Source organism: Duganella caerulea, assembly GCF_040362985.1.
GTDB classification, from domain to species: Bacteria; Pseudomonadota; Gammaproteobacteria; order Burkholderiales; family Burkholderiaceae_D; genus Rugamonas; species Rugamonas vulcania.
The window spans coordinates 354050-369826 of record NZ_BPWJ01000007.1 but is presented as its reverse complement, the minus strand read 5'-3'; the positions used below and the strand labels follow the sequence as shown (position 1 = coordinate 369826).

The 15777-nt window shown below is 55.0% G+C and carries 7 protein-coding genes; 2 read left to right on the top strand and 5 right to left on the bottom strand.

The features are described 5' to 3' along the window. Window positions 1-8: 8 nt before the first annotated feature. Window positions 9-1043: a porin gene (locus ACUJB0_RS22270; protein ID WP_444847122.1), complete on the bottom strand. Its 1035-nt coding sequence runs from the start codon at window positions 1041-1043 to the stop codon at window positions 9-11. 1117 nt (window positions 1044-2160) lie between these two features. On the opposite strand from ACUJB0_RS22270, the gene ACUJB0_RS22265 reads away from it, so the two are divergent. Further along, window positions 2161-3354, top strand: a complete 1194-nt coding sequence (locus ACUJB0_RS22265) for a hypothetical protein (protein WP_444847121.1) — start codon at window positions 2161-2163, stop codon at window positions 3352-3354. Between the two features lie 127 nt (window positions 3355-3481). Continuing rightward, the gene (locus ACUJB0_RS22260) at window positions 3482-4651 is read left to right on the top strand and encodes a hypothetical protein (RefSeq protein ID WP_444847120.1); all 1170 of its coding nucleotides are present in this window, start codon (window positions 3482-3484) and stop codon (window positions 4649-4651) included. Between the two features lie 65 nt (window positions 4652-4716). Here ACUJB0_RS22260 and ACUJB0_RS22255 read toward each other — a convergent pair whose 3' ends face one another. Genes ACUJB0_RS22255 through ACUJB0_RS22240 form a run of 4 tightly spaced genes read right to left on the bottom strand, consistent with a single transcriptional unit; the run spans window position 4717 to window position 15728 of the window. Beyond that, on the bottom strand, window positions 4717-6912 hold the full coding sequence (locus ACUJB0_RS22255) for a DUF8724 domain-containing protein (protein ID WP_444847119.1): 2196 nt from the start codon (window positions 6910-6912) through the stop codon (window positions 4717-4719). A gap of 12 nt (window positions 6913-6924) precedes the next feature. After that, window positions 6925-11127: a C-terminal helicase domain-containing protein gene (locus ACUJB0_RS22250; RefSeq protein ID WP_444847118.1), complete on the bottom strand. Its 4203-nt coding sequence runs from the start codon at window positions 11125-11127 to the stop codon at window positions 6925-6927. Next, complete coding sequence (locus ACUJB0_RS22245) at window positions 11111-13978, bottom strand: hypothetical protein (RefSeq protein ID WP_444847117.1); 2868 nt, start codon at window positions 13976-13978, stop codon at window positions 11111-11113. The genes ACUJB0_RS22250 and ACUJB0_RS22245 overlap by 17 nt, the downstream gene beginning before the upstream one ends. Then, the gene (locus ACUJB0_RS22240) at window positions 13932-15728 is read right to left on the bottom strand and encodes an HsdM family class I SAM-dependent methyltransferase (RefSeq protein WP_444847116.1); all 1797 of its coding nucleotides are present in this window, start codon (window positions 15726-15728) and stop codon (window positions 13932-13934) included. Before ACUJB0_RS22240 ends, ACUJB0_RS22245 begins: the two co-directional genes overlap by 47 nt. Window positions 15729-15777: the final 49 nt, after the last annotated feature.

The window sequence follows — 15777 nt, the reverse complement described above, 5'->3', positions numbered from 1 at the left end:
GGGTCCGATCAGAATTTGTGGAAGATGCCGACGCCGTAGAAATTGACCGACACCGCGCTGGCGCGGCGCGAGGCATCCGCGTACAGGTAGGTGCGGGTCGACAAATTGTATTCGTAGCCGACGCTGGTCTGCTTGGTCTTGGCGACGCCGTCGGGCGACTTCTGCCCATAGCCGGCGAGGATGGTGCCCACGCCGACATTCCAGTTCAGGCCGGTCACCCAGGCCTTGGTGTTGGCGTTGCTTGCCATGGTGTGGCTCTGATCCTGCTTCTGATACGACGCCAGCAGCTTGACGTCGGGATGCGGCTTGAGCGAGCCGGCCACCGACCACAAGGTGGTCTCGGCCGCGTTGCGCTCGTACGCCAGCATGCCGCCCACCATGGCGCCGTTATACGTGCCGGACACCGAATACGGATTCGACTCGAGCGCCGCGTTGGCCGGGTACTGCGGGTTCGCCAGGCTGCCGCGGCCGACGATCGCCGGGTTGCCGTTGGCCTCCTTGCTCGCCACCGTCACGTTGAGCTGGAAGCCGCCCTGCTCGGGCGTGTTGTAGAACACCGCGTTGGACCACCGGTTGGCCGACGAGCCGGCCGGATCGAGCGGCTGGCTGTTGTAGCCCGCCACCGTCAGATCGGTCTGGAAGCCGGCCGTGCTGGGCACCCCGCGCCACGGCTCGAACGCGCTGGACGAGTCCTGCAGCGCGGTCAGGCCGCGGCCGAAGCGCACGGTGCCGAAGGCGCCCTGCAGGCCAACCCGGCTCTGGCCCTGGAACAGCGGCCGCGTCTTGCCCTCGATCGTGCCGATGTCCGGGTCGTAGCGTATCTCCAGCTGGAACAAGGCCTTCAGGTCGCCGCCCAGGTCTTCGACACCCTTGAAGCCCAGCCGGTTGTTGTCGCGCCGGCCGACGGCGAGCGTCGTGTCGCTGCGCTTGCTGACGCCGACATCGATGTTGCCGTAGACCGTGACGGAGGACTGCGCGGCGGCATAGCCGGCGCTGAAGGCCATGAGGGAGAAGCACGCTGCGGATGCGGTCGCTTTGTTCATATCGTATCTCACCTGTCAAAGTGATGGTTGCGAGGGCTGCAATCGCCACGCCATCGACGTGGCGATAGGAGGGTCTCTTCCGGCGTGCTGGCCGCCATGGAAGTGGGTTCAGCATAAAACGGCGGTCAAAAATTCTGGGAATATTTCGTTCTGCCGAGCATTGTTTTTTGGAAATAAGCCGTCTTTTGTGTCGCTGAAGACACGAACCGAGGTGCAAGATTTATCAATCCGCAACGAGGTATTTGAGGAGCACTCAATTCGCTCTCGCAGCGGGAGCGAATGGACCGATAGCCTTCACATGGCGAAGGGAAATGTATTTCAATACCTGCTCATCTGGGTGCACAACAAAAAACCCCATAACTACCGGGAGTTATGGGGTTTGGTGTAAAGCTTTGCAGCGGGGACGCTCTAGTCGGGTTGTGCGTACCTGAGCACGTAAACAACCGCGTAAACAACTTCAGGAAGCCTGCAACCATGGGCTTCCTATGTTTCCCTGCTCCCACCGAATTCCGCCAATTGTAAACAGTTAACGCCGACCGTGTACTATGGCGGGGCTATGCGAATCTTCATCGATACAGAATTTACAGACCACGCACATCCAGACCTGATTAGCATCGGAATGGTGACAGAGGGCGGCCATGCCTTCTATGCGGAACGGACCGACTATAGGTACGAAGACTGTTCCACTTTTGTTCGAAGCGAAGTGATCCCGCTACTTGGCCACGAATCGCATGCCACGTGCACGGCCGCTGAATTATCAAGCCGCTTGTACGAATGGTTCCGAATGTTGACTGAGGCTGCAACGGTGTTCTACGATTTCGAAACTGACCGACAACTTCTAGAAGCCTCATTTCTAGGTCCTCGGCCAGAGAACTTGTGCGGTTATGAGCTCATCGATCACAAGATCTTCAGACACTCGGCGTACAAGCTAGGTGAGGTGCTGACATATTCTTCGGTATGGCCACCACATCATGCCTTGGCAGACGCCCAAGCGCTCCGTGAAGGATATTTGAGGTGGGAGGCAGCAACAAGCGGACGAGACTGGGGTAGCAAGACTTTATTTACGACATAATCAAATCTCAACTCTAGCCTTTATCTACGCCATTTCGAAAGACGCATGAACCGCACACTCACAATAGACATAGACAGGACCACTTGGCCGGGGCCTGGTGTCCTACCACGATTTCCACGGGCATTTGCGGGGCAAAGCTCCTATGATTTGAACATCCCGGCGATGTTGCTGATGATCGGTTATCTTACGACACCTACATCATCGACCGGTGTGTCATTAAGTGAATTTTGGGCTTGGGTCAGATATTTGGCTGCCATTTCGCCTGATTCCACGCTTAGCCTAACTCAAAGCTTTGCTGAACTCGACGCGCATCAGAAGACCATCCTGAGCGACGATTTTGGCATGGGAGTTCCACTTCTTTGGTTAAGTGAGAAGCTCGCCCTTGAGCAAATAGTTGATGGTCGATACTTCATGCAGAAGGTCGCGGCTTCTATCGGCGCGACACAGCGCAAAACTGCGAAGCGCGGTCCGAACAAAACACCAGATTTCGTCGCACGAGACACAACCGGACGATGGCACGTAATCGAATGCAAAGGTACTCAGTCAGGCTCTGTATATAGTGAGCGCCAGCTCTCGGGCGGGGTGGCGCAAAAGTGCTCTATAACTTTCCCAGCAGGCCACACTGGCCAACGGCTGGTATGCGGGCTAAGCATCGACGTACACGGTGGAGCAGGCAGTGTTCTAAGAATAATTGATCCCACGCCCGATGAACCATTTGAAGTAAGCAATCATCATCTCATGTTCGCTGACGACGCCGTCAATCGCGGTGTTATGTCTCGGGCTCTCCGTATGGCAGGATTTGAAGTGACCGCCGAAGCGGTCGCTTCACCGCTCGGCCCCGTGCCTGATGCGCGCCATTACAAAACTGCCAGGGCGGAGAGCATACGCAAACGTTTTATTGCGGAACGAGAGCAACGATCAAAATCTGAGCTTGGCGACAATACGCAAATTTCGAATGTATTCGGTAATGAGTTCAGAGGTAGAGAAATCATTATCGAGCTGCCGCGGGGAATTCACGTGAACGGGAAGCTTGTAAAAAAAGTCCTCATCAAACAAGGCGTGAACCGTGAGGCCTTGGAGGAACTTCAAGAGCGTCCTACAGTTGAGGCCCTGGCGGACAAAGCGCATGTTTCCTGGGCCAACCTACTTGGGAGAAGTGTAGTTGAATCCGATGGCCCAAGCGCTACAATGCGCATTGGGAATGTCTTCCGTTCGGAACTTATACTGGTTGAGCGTTGATCAAGACTGCCCATACACATCAACTCGAGAAACGGCCATTTATGGATCGGGCAGATGGGCAGTGCTATGAATGGCATATTCGGAATATCCCGACTATATGCCAATGAGTGATTTAGCAAAGGAGAGCATGCAAAAACTGATCAAATCTATCAGAGACCACCGCGTGCCAATTGTCTACAGTCGCGAAGATTGGAAGCAAGCAGCAATAACGGAATTCACTCCTTACTTTCGACGTCACACTCAGCTGAAGAAAAATCTCGATTCGTTCATCTTGGAACTACGCAACCTCGCGCGCATTGCCCAAGATCCCGAATATGTTGACTTACTCCGCTGGAGTCTCTCGCTTTACCGACAAGTCTTGCGCATCGACAGAAGTGGGGCTTACAAAAGCTTACTTGAGTCATTTGAAGGCCTCGGCACATCTGACGCCCATTGGCTACATATGTTCCAGACTACTAGTTCGCTAGAGGTAGGTGCGGCACCAAGGGACATAGCGTTTCAAGTCTTCGAAACGATTTGCGGTATTGCTGAAGGCTGTTTCAAGCCCCAACTCCAAATCTTATATGCGTTCGCGATACGTGATGCGACCGGCGCGTGGCCAGATCGAGTTGCTTCGCTAGACTTCGGCGCGTTGGTTGGCAGTTTTCCTCAACCGCATAAGGCCAGGGCATCATTGCTACTTCGGGATCCTGATCTAAAGTTAAGCGTGAACCAGTGGAGGAACATTTCCGCCCACAAATCTTATCGCTTAGTCCGACCCAAGACGATCCAAGTAACGTTCGGCAAGGGAAACCCTCAGTCGCGGCGACTTGGGCTACATCGCTTGCGCGCAGTATGCCGCTGGATTCAAAAAGCTCATCATGCACTGCGGCTTGCCAATACCATTATTTTCATTGAGCATGCTCCGGCAATCCTGGCACAAGGATATCCAAAGCTTGAGCGATCGTTGGCGTCATCATTAATGCAAATTGCACATGATCTTTCAACTGTAGGCTACGAGGTCAGCGGTTGGAAAGAGTCAAAGAAAGTCGGAACTCTACTCATCCGCGACAGACATGAACGACCGCCAACTGAAGCCCTGATACACGCCTCTCAACAACTGGTTGCACTCAGCATTGGAGTACTCTTTGATGTCTCGAAGGCGACACATATCTCTAGAGTTGCAATTCAACTACAGCTACCAGATGAGAGCGTATTCGGCAAGGCTACTGTCTCCGTTTCGAATGCTGAAGCTTTCAGCCGACGAAAAATAACTCTCCAAAAATACATGGATGAAGTTGACTGGGAATTCTCTTGAACTCCCAGATAGAAGCCCTCGGCTCCACCAGATATCACGTCCGAGGACGCCGCCGCACGCACCGCCTACGGCTTGACCATGTCAAGGTACCCGCGAATCGGTGCACTCCGCTTGTCCAGACGAGGCCGTCCACCGATAGACCGTAGTACCGAGCGTGATAGGAGTTTATTGCCGGCGACGCAGGAGGTTTCTGGCATCATCACACAGTCGGGGCAGGCGCCACCACGCTCAGTGCACAGCGAACCCGTGCCGCACTGAGTCGCCCTAGAGCCAAGCATCGTGGTCAGCATCGCTGTGCCGGCGTTACGCCACAGCGCAGATAGGTTACCCAGGTCCATGGTCGTGCCATTGCGGTAGACCACGAAGGCCAAGTCAGCTGGGAAGATGTACTCGCCCAGCGAACCTAGGTCTAGGCCGGAGTACTCTGAAACGTGCTTCATCAGCAAATGCGAGTAACTGTGAAGCAGCGTATAAATATAGAAGTACACCGGCGGAGTTGCTGTCTCTGGCAGATTGTCTAAGAACGGACTCATCGGCTGCGCCGCACCCAACAACCCTGCGCCAATTATCTCGCCTGGGTTTAGGTTAAACATATCTGAACACTCAAGGCTATGCAGCCACTCAAGGACAAGCTCCTCTTTGAGACGCACGTAGATTGCCTCATTTCCCTGCTGCACAACATAGACGGGATACCGCGTACTGTCGTTTTGCTTCACCGGCGGGAACAAGTTAAGACGAACCGGCATATCCATACCCCGCTTTTCTCGGAGGATGGGTGTGGATTCCATGCGCGAGTAGCCAAAGCTAAAGCGGCACAGGTCGAACTCTCGAATAAGGCCCATTTCCTCCAACCCGAGTTTGTCGAGCAAAACGCGCGTTGCATCCTGAACCTGGTTCGTCCTGCCTTTGTCTTCGGGGGCCAGGTCTTCATCGAGCCGAGTGAAGGAGACGTATGGCTTCTTCCCGTTCGTTCGCGTCTCGACTTCCAGGCGCGTACTCTTAAGCGCCGCGTGCTCGACGGCCAAACGGAACGGGTCGAACTTCGACGCGAAAATCGACTGTCTGTTTTGGAGGTTCCAGTTAACAGATGTCGGTAGATCTGCCTTAGGCATCAAAATCTGCCGCCGACGTAGGTCATCTAAGATTCGCTGGCGGCTGGTGTATGCCAGCTCGATGGCACCTTTGAGAGTAGTTCGCATCGGCTCGGAAAACCCCTCGAGCATACGAATCTGTTCCACAGCGGCCAGGTAGTCTGCTAGATCCTTGACGCATTCCGGCTTATTCTCGCAGGCCTTTTGCACGTCCTCATCAGTAATTGGTTGAGCGGCAAAACCATACTGCTTGGCGATAAAGTCCTTCAGTTCCATTTCCCGCCCAGGCCGCAGGCGGGTCAACAGCTGCTGGCTCCCATCTTTGAAATCGATGAACAGATCCGACTTAACGTAATACGCGCTCGATGCGCGATAGGGTGTCGCCTGCATCCGCACCTCGGTGAGCCGGTCGGGGCCCATCGCCGGCCCGAGAATGCGCAGGGTGTCCCGGTCATTCTGAAGCCACTTTGGCGATAGCGGCTTGTCACAGGCGGCACACTCGAAGAACCAATCCCCAATGCCTGCGGAGCGCCGATTTAACTTGAACTGAAAACTGCCGCAGACGCAGCTATCATAGCGTTTGGTAACCTTTGCATCGCGGTCACTCCAGTGCCACTGCCCGGGAAAAGCTGCCTCCCAGTGTCCGGACCAGTGAACGAAAATGACGTCCAATTGCTCCCAGTCGCATTGGCTCTTCTGCCTTGGATTAGGGCAGTGCTCAGGCGTTAGGCTACCTAGATTTTTGTCTAACTCCACGAGTGTCTCATAGCCTTGAAACATCCCACACGTCCGGCACACAAACGTAAGAGGTGCCGGCGTGTACTCCATATGTGAGGGTCGACACAAATAGAAGCGGTCCTGGCCCGGCAGCTGGAACTCCGCCCTGCTGGGATCCAGTAGGGCTTGGTCCACGCACTGCGCTGGCAAGATACGTGGTTTCGTCAGGTCACCATCACGCACGGATGAGGCGGCATTGAACCAGGCGCGCCCGAGCTCGTTCATCCGCTCGAACACTAAATCCATGGTCGATTCCGACAACTGAATTGGCTCGCCGACGGATGAGTGCGCAATGCACGCACCCATCCCACCTTCGAAGGTGAAGAAGCTTTCCGGGGCATAAGCCGTCGCAAGTTGATTGCGAGAGCGGTTCATTGTTTTGGCTTTGGCCATTTCGTTTCTTCCTCAGTTCCGCGCTTCGGTAGCGCTGTCCGTTGAATCGATGTCTGCGCCGGAACCCCGACGAATAAAGGTCATTACCCGAGCTGTCATTCCGTCACCTACACGCTTGTAAGCGGCGTCCACACCTGATTCATGAATGAGGCCGGGTTGGTCCACGTCGCGCAGCGAGGTCATCGGCCGCAGCTGACTGTTGCGTGCCGCAAAGAACTGGACCAAACGGGTGCCATTGACCAACCGGTCGATACCCAAGTCCTGCTGGTAATGAACGAGCTGGCCTTTGAGTAACGAGCGGTAGTAGCTCTTCCCCTCGGGGGAAGGAGAGAAGGACAGGCCGAGTGATTTTTCCATAAATTCTTCGGTAGTCTTCATGTTGGCCGGGACCGCTAGGAAGTCGCGCACATCGGGCGCCATGGCATATGTTGGGCTGTAGCGCTTCTTGTCGTCATCTGCCGCGCACAGCCTCTCGATGGAGTTCATTCCGCACACATACTCTTGGAAAAAACTCGGCATCACGCGTACCAGCGCTTTTTCTGCCCATCGGTCGACCGCTGCTGGCAGGATCATTCGCTCAAGGAAGCGGTGGAAAATATCATGAATCTCCAGCACGAACCTGTCTCGATACCGCTGAGGTACGGGTACCAACAGCGAAAAGCCCACGTGAGTCCGGCCCACGCGAGACGATGCCTGGATGTATTCCGCGATGTCCGAAGGGATGCCCGCGAAGAACATAGCGTTGAACTCCTCTACGTCAACACCGTGCGAAATGGCGGAGGTGGCGATGACTGAACGCAGTGTGTTGTTGAGCTCTGGGAACTGCTTACCGACACCAACACGGGTCTCGGCCCGCCGGACAATGTCTTGAATTTCGGCGGCAGACACTGCCCCTGAGATTAGTTCCGAGATGATTGACTTTTCGGAAAATCCTTCGGCCTGGTGAAGCTTCTCGAATTGGACCTTTTCGGTATCGATGACCTGGTCGCCCCCCTTCTTATTGGTAACGTAGGTCAAGGCGATTCGGTGCAGGTCTACCAGTGTCAGTAACGTTGCAGCATCAGCAGCTGTTATAAGACGAACGAACTGCGCCTGCAGGGGGCCGGGCGACACCCATCGAATCAGCTCGTTTCGGGCGAAATCCTCTTCAGCCTGATCTCCACTGCGCAGTCTCTCGTATAGGCCGGTGATCATGACATGGTAATGTCCGAGAACGGAGGCCATTGCTACGGTGTGTCGATGACCATTGGTCAGAACAGAAGCGTAGACCCGTCCCCAGTGGCTGCGTAGCTCTATATCGTCAATGGCGATGCCTGCGCGCTCGGAATCGTCAGCCGAAGTGTCTGGTTGAAGGGGGGTGGCATAGAACGAGTTGTATAGGCTCGGTCCTGGATAGGGGAACTGAACAGTGTTATCCCGTTGGTAAAGATTTCGCATCTGTCGTTGCGGCTCGCTGACGGTGGCCGAAGCGGCTATGACCTTGATTTTTCGGCGTATGGTCGAGTCTGGCTCATATGACAGGTGCCCCTGCAGCAACGTCGAAAGTTGGTCAAGCGCAGCTTCCAAAGCCGACTCAAACAGACCGGAGAAGGTGCCCAAGGACTCGTCAAGCAGGTGCGCCTCGTCTTGGATCAATAGGGCAGGAAACGGGTCAAAGAATCGCTTTTCCCCTGACGCGAAGGAGGGGAACAACGCACGTGTACCAGCTCCAGGATGACCATCCCAGTCTTTAACCTTCATCGGTACAATTAGACGATCGCTGTCAGTCTCGACCAGTGGCGCGAACCCGAACATGCCGAAGAACCTGCGTATAGTTCCCTGCGATTGGCCGATAGCGGCGAGCTTATCTACTGTACCCAGCAAAACGGACGGGGCTTTGGCGTAGATGTCTTCATCTACGATGTGAAAGGGAAGTGGCGTCGGCTTGTCGAATCGAGCGTTCCAGGAACAGTTTTCTTTAGGTGCCGTACAGTAGTGCCCCATCGCGTTGGCGCCAACGCCTGCTTGGCGACGCAGTGCCAGCAGGCTACCATCCTTGTTACCACAGAATGGACACGACGACAGCTTCAACCAGCGTTCGCGAGCGCTCTTGTAGGGTTGGACATTCTTGTGCTTGGACTCAGCGTTCGGAGCAACTTCGTCGTCGGTTGGGACTTCGCTGTATCCGTCATCAGAATGCCAATTTGGCGTGTTGCTGCCGCCCACCCAGAACCCGAGGGAGAAAGGCTCTCCAGGCTGCCCACGTGAGTGTCGAACCTCTTCGGCCGCGCCCATTGTCGCGAAGGTGCGGCGTGCCTGTTGCAGCGTGAGCAATCGCAGCGGGTAGCGCATCAAAGCAGATACCCCTCTGTGCTTGCCTCTGAGGCGGTCGAGGAAGAGCACGAACGTGAGCAGGCCTAAGAACGCCTCAGATTTGCCACCACCAGTCGCGAAGTACAGCAGCGTCACGGCGTTGGCGTGTTCGGCAACCTCGGGTGTGTAAAAGCTATGGAACTCGGGAATACGTGTCGCGAAAGCCGGAATGGACGCTAGGATGAAGGCGAGCTGAAACAGTCGCCAATCATCGTAGCCTTTCAACTTGGCTACCTTTGCCATGGAGGCGTTCATTGACACCCACGCCTCAAACGGGATGCCGAGCGGTGATTCTTGGATTCCAGGCCCGCTCCAATTCGCGCGAGATTTTTCGAGAATATCCAAGCCGCAGCGGATAGCGTCAAGCTCACGACGCCAAGCCACTAGGTCCACGTGCAGCTTACCCTTCTCGGCAGCCAACTGCTCGCCCGCGCTTGGCCCGTCGAGACCCTGATCCACTGGATGCTTTGCCACCTTGGTCAGCCAGCACTCGTAGGCTTTGATGAGGGGTGCCAGGCCGGTTAGGCAATCAGGGTTCGACAGCTTTTCGATGTTTCGCTCAACTGCATCATCGGTCGGGATGATTCGGGGCAGCACGTAACGCGGCGTCCAAGTCGTGGTCAGCCGATGCTGCGCGCCACTAACGGTCAGTGTGATACCGCCATTGAACCCCAGCGCCGGGTACGTGAGGTACTGGTTGTACCGGTAGGAAGGTTTGACACGATCCAAGCGCAGGAACTGATGATCAGTTGCTGGAACTACCACAGTTACCGAAACGTGAAAGACCGAGGGTTCCAACTCCTTGAAGTTAGTATTGGTGAGCGGAGCCGTCCAGTTCTCCAAGGCTACATGAACTGTCGTTCGGGTCGCGTCGACCGGGTCGGGCATTGCTTGAACAACCCAGCGCAACTCAATTTTTGGCACGATGACCGCAAGAGCCGAGGCGCGAACTCTTTCCAAATACCGAGTCCAGTCACGTACGTCGGAGGGCCGTACTCGACTCCGGCGATATCCCCACGACTTTCCGCCCGTATCGGGGTCCGAGCTGGCAGCCCAGTCTGCAATCTGTTTGGCTATAGCATCATTCAGTACATCGGTTGCCCGCTTGGCATCCGCCTCGGCAGTAGCCGGCTTGAACTCGAAGGAAGGCAAGTTGAGCTCTAGTCGGAGCCACTTCGGTGGGGGAAGAATGTCATCGGCCAAGCTATCAGGCGTAAACAAGCCGACGCCAACCTCCTGAGCGGGCCGTGTCTCTCCGTCCTCGACACCTTCACCATTTTCTCCTTCAGCATCCTTGGCTTCGGCTTCGTCGCCCATCGGCGCACGGTCCAAGCGATTGTCGAAGGGCAGACGCATCGATTCATAAACAAGCTTGCGAGCCTCGAAGCTTTTCACAGCCCATTCAGGATTCGACTTGCCACCAGGTAGCTCCGCAACGAGCTTCGCCAGCACATCTTTGACCTTCCCGCGGATTTCGGACCGTGCTTCTCGCGTCAAGGGGAATGTGGGTTCCAATCGCCCCCCGGGCTTCACCTCATCGTCAGTCGGAAGAATCCGAACGTAGACTGCACTCGTTAGTGAAACGCCCAGCGTGGTGGCCATGGCATCCGAGCGAATCTGGAAGTCCAAACCGTGCGCACTGATGCGAATAGGGTCAGCCTCTTCATCGCCGCCACGCTCTTCAGTCGGCATCGGAACGATGAACTCTGACATCAAAGCGGCGCTAGGCTTAGTCCCGTATACGACCCGATAAAAGTCACCCCGGCCGGCGAGCCGTGCTGACAGCCCGTTGAGAAGGCTGTCGACCACAGCCTCCTTGTAGGAGGGATGGATATCGCGGGGATTTTCACTGAGAATAGGCACTTGTCTCTCCTTTGTTGCTTGATGTCGTGCGCGGTATAGGTTGCACAACGGATTCGACGCGATAGACGCAGCCCAACGCCTCCTGCTGCAGTTCTCGGATGATGATGTCGGGCACCTTACGATATGTCGCCGCGCTCTCGGGCTGGAACATAATCTCAGCGTATCGTGCGACCAGCTCCCGTCCAAGATGCTGATTAACACGCCGTGCATTGCGAATGAAGCCCCAGTGTTGCTCGGCTGCCTCGTCGCTAATGCCCAGAGCTTTACAGAAAACTTTGAAGCACTTGGAATCCTTAGAGGCATGGGGCCTGGTGTCATCCTTTGCCTGCAGAGCTAACCAGTAATACACCCGACCTAGTCGGCAGTCCCCTGCAATCGGGTCCAGCTCAACCATCTTCGCGTGTATTTCTCGCGCAAGCGCCGAACGCTTTGTGGACTTGAACATCAACGTGCAGCGCCGTTGAACATCGTCGTGATACAGCCTAAGCAACATGCGAACTGGATCCACCACAGAGGTGACTCCTTCACCGTTCAGCTGTAGTGACGATTCTAATTTGGCTCGCAGTTCGTCGGTCATATAAAAAATAAAATCGCCTGGCCGGATGGCGCTGGCTGCTGCTCGGCGGAATGGGGGGTCTTCATCAGGCACGTGACGGTAGACCCAACCAGAAGCATCCATACGGCCACCACCTTCTAGCTCGAATTTAATGTACGTCTGCTCACCGCTCTGGCCCGTGTGGCTGTTTTCCTCAAACTTGAAAGTCAGAGACATTTCTCGTAATTTGCTAATAACCAACGGGTTCGGTACTTCCGCGAGGCGCCTTTCCAGTTCCTGGGCCAACAGGCCGATTCGCCCCCGGTAAGCTTTGAAGGCATCCACCTCCTTCATGCAGGTCAGCGTTGTAAGGGTGGATTCGGCCTGCTGATAGGCTACAAGTACTGCGGTGCCATGCGGGATGTATGGATGAGTTAATAGGATACGCAGCACATCGGCGTTGATGCCGACAAAAATGAAGTGCCTGCCCTTCCGTTCGTCTGAGAGCGTCTTGCCGACGGTGGACAGTGTGTGCCACTCGATCAGCCCTTCCGTAGCGGCCCAATCCGTGTCCAGTTTTCGCTGAAGAAAACCATTCGCTAGCCGAACATATCTGTTACTCGGCAGTACCACAGCGATGCTCTTTCGGCCTGCCACTGCATGCTTGCGCACTTCGGCCAACATCCGTGCCGCCATTGGCGTGGAATCGTTCCAATCATCGATGAGCTGCTCGGCCTTGGTTATTGCTCGTTCGACGGCGGCGCGTACCTGCCTCAACGCCCCGGATGAGAGTGCTGCCATGAGCCTTAACCTCACCGGCGTCCATGCGTTTTGCTGGCTGTTGTAGTCTTCACCCGCCTCCGCCGACATTGTGGTGAGGTCGGAGTATCCAGCGGGCATGTTCGACAGTCGCAGGATGTACATGCAGGCCTCAAGCAGTGCTTGGTAGGCGAGACTCTCTTCGCTGCCTGCTCCGGCAGTCAAACGTTGGAGCGTAAGTGCGAGCTGCGACGCGTCTCGGTCAACGATGCTCACGCTAAAATTCGAGTTGCTGCGCTGAGCGGGATTCCACTCAGCAGCAACTGGATGCGCGGAAAGCAACACCTCGTCGGCCTCCGCAGCTAAGACCTTCGTCGTAAACGCAGTCTTGGAACCATTTAACTGCGCCCGCAAAATGAAGAACGTCTTGGGGTCATCGGTCACGACAACGGCCCCTAAGTTGGAAAAACCGTTCTCTTGTGTGAACGCAAAGAAGTCAGGGATGCACTTGACTGCCGCGTAGTTTGTGCGCATAGCGGCAGTAGTCGCGTCCAGCAACAGAACCTCTGGACGTCCCAAGCCCTTGAGTGCCTGAGCATCTAATGCAGTCCGCCAGGAATCCTTCTTTGCTGTGTGATGCATTACCATGAGAGCGCTTGGCGCCTTGTCCGGGATGCCCCACTCAAGGCCAACTCTATGGCGCAAGTCCCGTCGGAACGCCAGACGTTCAACCTTTGCTAGGGTGCGTTCCAGGGGGTTGGAAACTGTAGTAGCCCAAACCCGCTTGACGGGATCGAAGACAAACGTTGGAACGAGTTCTGCGAGAGAAGGGTTTGGAGCTCCAGGGGTGTGCTGTGTAAGGTCGTTCAGCGCCCATAGAACTGCGAGGAATGCCGTCGACGATGTGCACACTTCTGACTCGAATGAGCCATTTTCTTGCTGCACCCAAAGCGCTCGATAAAAAGCGCTGAGTACTTGGCGGTCTGCGAGCACGCTGTGGAGTGGTGCCCGACATGCGTGGGTGCCTGGGTAGAGCAACGTTCGGAGGCCAAATAGGTCCTTGGCAAATACACGTTCAACGCTGGCGAATACGTGGAGAAGTGGCAGGGCTGCCACCTTAGCCGGCCAAACGAGGCAAAGCGTCACTCCACTCTGGGTGGCGGCAGTGAGCAAAGTGTTCGTCAACTCCCGAGCCCAGGGTTGCTGCGCAATAATCTCACTAGTCGCCCGTGATTGATATATCAAGGGCGCACTTCCCGCGCGAACCTGTGCCCAAGGGCGTTGCGCGCGCGCGACGCTCGGAGGAGGAGAGGCCACTTCCTCCGCTCTCAATGCGACCTTGCGCTCTTCAGATACCGACCGCTTGCTCCGATGAACAGCCAAAAAGCGCTCCGCCTGCGCCTTTCTTTTTTGCGCCTGCTCTTCACGATCTTTTGGCTTTAAGAATACAAATTTTGGCATTGCGGATTTCATCAAAATGAGGCGACCCCACTTCAAATTAAGAAGGCTTCTATTGGTAAGCGCGTAGTACAACCTCGTCAAAATTGCGATCTTCACCAATTAGAGCGAGCAGCCTTTCTGGTGCCGGCAAAGGCAATTGCTGAAGCTCGAAGATCGATACATTGGTGGAGCCAGAGATGCAGCGGAAATAGCGATCAACAGGACGCGAGCTTAGTAGCTTGACCATCAGCTCTAAAGGCACGTTTTGTTGGCTGCTGATCGATTCGAGAATAACGACATGGTTTTCCCCAACAAATCCACCAAAGCCGCGTAGCAAAGTATCAGGGACGACGCCACCAACCAAACGAAGTGGCTGATCGTTGCTGGTCACACGCTGAAGCAAGACAGACGGGCGGCGACAGATAGAGGAAGACCCGTCCCTCACCATATCTACAAAGCTTGGTTCTCGGATCGATTTCTTACTCTGTCCGAAGTTAATCGCCCCGTCAGTAGCAATGTCGCTAGACCACAAGAGTGGATAAGGTGCCTTTGCTTTCGCCTCACGTGCTTCACTTATTTGATAAAAAGTAGCGCGCTTGTCACGGTTCCAAACGAATGCACCTGTACGCGGCACAAAACCATAGTCTACTAACCGATACTTGCTCTTGCCCATCTGATGAATCAGTTGGGCATCGCCTATCGCGCGCGGTATTGGCCATACACTCCCGCAATTTGGAATATCGCAGTTGCCTACCGATGCAAGGTCCCCCCCCTTAGACACGACCGATACCTTCGCCGACACCTGTGTCTCTTGCTTGGGCTCGCGATGCTTGAAAATAGTTAGCGCCGTTTCCTGCTCAACGTCGATGAAAACCCCTTGTCGATCGCTGACGATACCGATATTGGCGATATCTACGTTCTCCATCAGGTGCTCACGAAGCTTGCAAAAATAGCGTCCGGACATAAAGCTCGTCGGGGTTACAAACCCTGCGACACCTGAAGGGCGGAGCAACTTGACCCCGAGTGCCATGAACAAACCATACAAGTTGGGCTGCGAGTCGATGACGTGTCCATATTGCTCACGGTGAAGTACCACTTCAGCGGCAGGCATCTTGCGATATGGTGGATTACAAACGACAACATCAAAGGTGCCGTATAGATTGCGGACATCCGTGAGTGAATTTGCACAAGCGACGTGAAAAGAAGGTTCGATCTTACATAACGCTATTTCTTCGGCAACGACGATGCGCAGGAACTGCTCAGACATCCGACACAAAACCGGGTCTATATCGGTCCCAAATAGATGGCTTTCGACATGGCGAACGATTTGCGTCGCCGATTTTCCTTTTGATTTGAGCGCGGCCTTCATACGTTGGGCAATCGGGGCTAAGAATGCCGCACCACCACAGGCAGGGTCGAAGAAGGAATGCAATACAAAGGATGCGCCTTCGTACTCAAGGTCATCAAGTAACCGTTTTGTGAGCGATGGCGGTGTGAAGTACATCGCCAACAGCTGGCGATAGTCTGTCCCCATCCAGATGGAGTAGGCGGAGCTCAGCCAATAAGCACCGTCCAAAAAGTTCTGTGCGCAGAGCCAGTCCAGGAATTTTGTGAAGGCCACTTCTTTCGATAGGCGTTCAGAATAGCCAAAGCCCTTGCATGTCATGCCCGGGACATGGTGAGCGCTCCAAAGCACGATCAAGGTACCAATCGCGTCAACCACATAGCACTGATCTTTTTCCTTGCCGCCCAAGGCAGCAATGGACCGTAGATGCCGAAAAAACTGCCGTTTCAACAACGTCAGTTGTGGCACAGACTTGTAATCCTTTCCAGAATTGGCCTTAGAATTTTTTTGTTTCAATGACATCAGAGTAAGCCAATACTAAGAACGAAAAGAGAAAAACTAACCCGTGGAT